6 protein-coding genes are annotated in these 4,817 nt (G+C 65.4%); 2 read left to right on the plus strand and 4 right to left on the minus strand.

Going from position 1 to position 4,817, the window contains the following annotated elements:
- Positions 1-108: 108 nt before the first annotated feature.
- Positions 109-324 carry a hypothetical protein gene (locus SZ55_RS07810; RefSeq protein ID WP_044403786.1) on the minus strand — a complete coding sequence of 72 codons (216 nt, stop codon included), beginning with the start codon at positions 322-324 and terminating at the stop codon, positions 109-111.
- Positions 321-590 carry a hypothetical protein gene (locus tag SZ55_RS07815; RefSeq protein ID WP_044403789.1) on the minus strand — a complete coding sequence of 90 codons (270 nt, stop codon included), beginning with the start codon at positions 588-590 and terminating at the stop codon, positions 321-323. Before SZ55_RS07815 ends, SZ55_RS07810 begins: the two co-directional genes overlap by 4 nt.
- A 166-nt stretch (positions 591-756) precedes the next feature.
- On the opposite strand from SZ55_RS07815, the gene SZ55_RS07820 reads away from it, so the two are divergent.
- Positions 757-942 (plus strand): DNA-binding protein, encoded by a 186-nt coding sequence (locus tag SZ55_RS07820; protein WP_236211543.1) that lies wholly within the window; start codon positions 757-759, stop codon positions 940-942.
- A 160-nt stretch (positions 943-1,102) separates the two neighbouring features.
- On the opposite strand, the gene SZ55_RS07825 is transcribed toward SZ55_RS07820, so the two are convergent.
- Positions 1,103-1,564 (minus strand): hypothetical protein, encoded by a 462-nt coding sequence (locus SZ55_RS07825; protein WP_044403795.1) that lies wholly within the window; start codon positions 1,562-1,564, stop codon positions 1,103-1,105.
- 200 nt (positions 1,565-1,764) lie between these two features.
- On the opposite strand from SZ55_RS07825, the gene SZ55_RS07830 reads away from it, so the two are divergent.
- Complete coding sequence (locus tag SZ55_RS07830) at positions 1,765-3,543, plus strand: acyl-CoA dehydrogenase C-terminal domain-containing protein (protein ID WP_044403798.1); 1,779 nt, start codon at positions 1,765-1,767, stop codon at positions 3,541-3,543.
- Between the two features lie 500 nt (positions 3,544-4,043).
- On the opposite strand, the gene SZ55_RS07835 is transcribed toward SZ55_RS07830, so the two are convergent.
- Positions 4,044-4,400 (minus strand): hypothetical protein, encoded by a 357-nt coding sequence (locus tag SZ55_RS07835; protein ID WP_052807554.1) that lies wholly within the window; start codon positions 4,398-4,400, stop codon positions 4,044-4,046.
- Positions 4,401-4,817 lie beyond the last annotated feature (417 nt).

Here is a 4,817-nt window from a genome sequence, read left to right on the forward strand (position 1 = left end):
AACCAAACCAGCGCACCAACCGCCACAACCGGGAGCTCATATGAACAAGGCCGTTCACCCCCAGCAGGCGCGCCCCGCACTGCGCCTGCTGGGGGTGAACGGCCTTGTTCATATGAGCTCCCGGTTGTGGCGGTTGGTGCGCTGGTTGTAGGCGTTGAAGGCGAGGCGGTCGAGGCGCTTGATTTCGGTGGTGTCGAAGGTGTTTGTGTCCTGCAGGGCGTCGAGGTAGCCGCCCATGCGGATGTAGTAGGCGAGCGCGCGTTCCGAGTCGGAATAGCGGATGGCCTTGAGGAGCAGGCGCAGTTGAACGTTGATGGCTTTCATTGGGCGTAGTCCCCCGCGCTGAAGACCGTTTTGCCGCTCTCCAGGTCGAGGCGGATGCGGTGCAGGTTGATGACGCGGCGTCGGCCGATCTTCACGGTGGGGATGGTGTTGCTCTCGACCCAGCCGCGCACCACGTCTTCGGTGATCTCCGCGATGCCGCACATTTCCGCCAGCACCAGTTGCGTGCAAAACGGCGCACAGCGGAAATCGTTCATTCGCTCAGGCTTTGCGCCCGTGCTGAACCTCACTACTCCAGACTGTTCCATACAGACACCCTATAATCGGCCACTCTAAGCCACCATGAGTAATAGATACTCAAAGCAATCTAGGGCACTGTTGCTTTTGAGTAAAGGTTACTCAAGCCGAGAAAGCTCAATGGACGCCGTAAGAAACAGAGCACTTCAACTGATTCGGGCTGTAGGACCGAAGCACTTGAGCGAGCTCGGGGGCAAGAACTACGAACGCTGGCGGAACATCAGCGGCGGCAAGATCCGGATCAGCACCGAGGAAGTGGGCATCCTGGCCGAGGCTTATCCACAGTTCGCGCTCTGGCTGATATCCGGGCGCACGGAGCCGGAGAACGGGCACATCAGCCCGGATGGCGCGCCTTCTGCGTGATGACAGAGGGGTGAAGCCAGACCAGGGGCAGAGCAGCCCCGAACACGACGGCTTGATCGCCCTGCCCTCCCAGGCCTAGCGCCGCCTTTCACCTTCCCTGCCCGGTGCCCCCGCTATGCGGCGCCGGGCCCTTCCCTCTCCTGATCCCCCGGCTTTACGCCTACCCTCCCCCGCTGCGCGCGGCCAACTGCTCATGCAAGGACCACGCGAAGGCGTAGGGCTGCTCGCGCCGGCTGAAGGTGGCCCCGGCCTGGTGCCAGCGCGCTTCATCCAGCCCGCTGCGGGCGATTTCGTGGGCGAGTGCATCGATCTGCCGTTCAAGCGTGCAGCCCAGGCCGGCGGTGACGGTGAGGGGCAGGCCGAACAGCGGCCGCCCGATGAAGGCGGGGTAGCGCTCCACCGGCACATCGAGGGCGGTGGCCTGGATGCCCAGCAGGACGATACGGCCCTCAGCATCCACCACCTCCAGCCCGTACGAGCCGCCATCGCTCAGGGCCCAGCCGTCGAGGCGCTGGAGGGGGTAGGCCAGGCGGGGCACCTGGGTGAGGTAGAGGTAGCCGGCGGCTGCGGCACTGGCGGCGAGTGCCAGGGTGAGTGAGGTGATCCCTGATGCGCGTTTCATCGAGGCCTCCTTGCGGGTGGGCGAAGCCTACAGGGCGCGGGGCCTGGCGGGCCATGGCGGCTTGCCGGGGCGCTTAAAGCGGAACTGGCCGGTCATCCCCCCGGTGGGAAAAAGTTGTACAAGCCCCTTGCACAAACTTATACGCAGCAGTAGAAAAGCTATACAAATTTACTTAATGTACAGCTTTAGAGGACTCGACCATGCCGGCCTACCGCGCGCCGCTCCGCGACATGCGCTTTGTGTTCGATGAAGTACTCGACGCCTATTCGCACCTGCAGGCGCTGCCGTCCCAAGGGGAATTCGGCGCGGACCTGGGCAGCGCGATCCTCGAAGAGGCGGCGCGGCTGGCGGAGGGTGTGCTGGCGCCGCTGAACAGTTCGGGCGACAAGGAAGGCTGTCATTACGACCCGGCGACCCGCGCGGTGAAGACGCCCGCCGGGTTCCGCGAGGGTTACCGCCAGTTCGCCGAAGGCGGCTGGACGGCGCTGGCCTGCCCCACCGAGTTCGGCGGCCAGGGCCTGCCCCACGTGCTGAACATGATGGTGGAGGAGATGGTGTGCTCGGCGAACCTGTCGCTGGGCATGTACCCGGGCCTGACCCACGGCGCCATCAACGCGCTCTCCGCCCACGGCACCCGCGAGCAGCAGGAGGCCTACCTGCCGAAGCTGATCAGCGGTGAGTGGACCGGCACCATGTGCCTGACCGAGCCGCAGTGCGGCACGGATTTGGGGCTGATCCGCACCCGCGCGGAACCCCAGGCGGACGGCAGCTACGCGCTGAGCGGCACGAAGATCTGGATCACCGGCGGTGAGCACGATCTGGTGGAGAACATCGTCCACCTGGTGCTGGCCCGCCTGCCCGATGCGCCGGCCGGGGTGAAGGGGATTTCGCTGTTCCTGGTGCCCAAGTTCCTCGCCGACGGCAGCCGCAACCCGGCGTTCTGCGGCGGGTTGGAGCACAAGATGGGCATCAAGGGCTCGGCCACCTGTGTGATGAATTTCGAGGGTGCCAAGGGCTGGCTGATCGGCGAGCCCCACAAGGGCCTGCGCTGCATGTTCACGATGATGAACTCGGCACGCCTGATGGTCGGCATGCAGGGCCTGGGCATTGCGGAGAACGCTTACCAGATCAGCCTGGGCTTTGCCCGCGAGCGCTTGCAGAGCCGCTCCCTGAGCGGGCCGAAGGCGCAGGACAAGCCGGCCGACCCGATCCTGGTGCACCCGGACGTGCGGCGCATGCTGCTGCGCCAGAAGGTGATGATCGAAGGCAGCCGTGCGCTGGCCTATTTCACCGGCCTGCATCAGGACATCGCCCACGACCACCCGGACGCCGAGGTGCGCCAGCAGGCGGACGATCTGGTGCAGCTGCTGACGCCGGTGGTGAAGGCCTTCCTCACCGACGAGGGCTTCGCCTGCGCCAACGAGGGCCTGCAGGTGATGGGCGGCTCCGGCTTCACCGAGGACTGGGGCATCGAGCAACTGGTGCGGGACTGCCGCATCACCCGCATCTACGAAGGCACCAACGGCATCCAGGCACTGGACCTGGTGGGCCGCAAGCTGGCCCTGGGCGGCGGCCGTGCGGTGCGTGGTTTCTTCCAGTTGGTGGGTGAGTGGCTCAAGGCCAACCCCGAGGCGGCCCACGCGGCCAAGGTGGACAAGGCGCTGCGCCAGTTGCAGCAGGCGACCATGTGGCTGGCCACCGAAGGCATGAAGGACCCGGAGCAGGCCGGCGCTGCCGCCACGCCCTACCTGCGGCTGTTCGCGCTGACCGCGCTGGCCTGGCTGTGGGCCCGCATGGCTCAGGTGGCCCAGGCCAAGCTGGATGCCGGCAGTGAGGAGAAGACCTTCTACGGCGCCAAGCTGAAGTCCGCCGACTTCTACATGACCCGAACCCTGACCGAGACCGACGGCCTGCTGGCCGAGGTGATGGCAGGCAAAGCATCCCTGATGGCGTTCAACGAGGACGAGTTCGCCGCATAGCCAACCCTCCCCCTCCGTATGCGCACGCCGGCAATCCCTCCCTTTTTTGATTGCCGGTTTTTTTTGCCCGGAATTTGGTCGGTCTGTTGGCGGGCGGGGGACGCCGAAGGGCGGGCTTCAGCCCACCGGCCAGCACCGACCGGGACCGATGCGGTTCGCCGAGCTCACCGCATCCTACGAGCAGGTGACGTGCCGGTTTGTGGGGGCGGGTTCGTTCGCGATGAGGCGGGAATGGTCAGCGCCGTTCCCGGGCTGAAGCCCGGGCTACGAGGGACAACGTGCCGGCCCACTGCCATTCGTACAGGCACACACCGTGGTGGATCGCGCTTCATCGATCCACCGGCGGAGCCGTGCCGGATGCCCATGGTGGGCAGGAAAAGCCTCGCGAATGAATTCGCTCCCACGGGGTGCGTCATGGGGCCGTGGGGTGGGCCGAACGCCATTGATGGATGGAGAGAGCGCCGCCCCGGGACGCAATGTGCCGGGGCGTGGGAGCGAATTCATTCGCGATTGCTGAGGTTGCCCAGGTGGCGCATCAGCGTATCGATCAAGAACCAGCCGGAAAGCGGCAGGCCGATGAACATCATCGGTACGCTCAGGAACAGCGCTCGCCCAACCCAGGCGGTCATGTCCTGCCCGTTCGACAGGCAGTCATGCAGCCCCTTGGTGTTGCCTTGGCAGTTGAAGTGTTCGAAGGCCCAGATGCCCCACTGCCATCCCAGCCAGGTAACGCCCACCGGGAGCAGGGCCAGCACGTAGCGGCTCAACCAGCCCAGCCGCTCGGTGTGTTTCCAGAGCAACCAGGGTGGCGCGAACAACAGGGTGGCGAGCAGTGGCCAGAACAGCAGGTCGATCATGGGGTACGTCCTGTACGGAAAGCGTCCAAGCATGGCGCACGATCTTAGCGTCGTCGGCACCGAAGGGAGAGCCTCGCGAATGAATTAGCTCCCACGGGGTGCGTCATGGGGCCGTAGGGTGGGCTTCAGCCCACGCTGTCTGCCGCTGGTGGGCTGAAGCGGAACGCCGCCCGGCCCACCCTTGTATCTCGACTACAGCCCCACCCCAGGGGCATAGTCCCCGACTGATCATCGGGGGAGGGATAGGAAGCCGTGCCCACCCTTAGGCCGCGAGCCTGCAACGTAGATAGTGCTCCGCCCCTCCACACTCACTCGAACAGCCCGAACGGTATCCAGAGCTTCGAGCTCGCATTCACAAGGTTGGGCCGGGTGCAGTGATGATCGCGTCTGAACGGATCGAGAGGAGAATCCATGCCC

It is taken from the genome of Pseudomonas sp. FeS53a (assembly GCF_000931385.1).
Classification (GTDB): domain Bacteria; phylum Pseudomonadota; class Gammaproteobacteria; order Pseudomonadales; family Pseudomonadaceae; genus Metapseudomonas; species Metapseudomonas otitidis.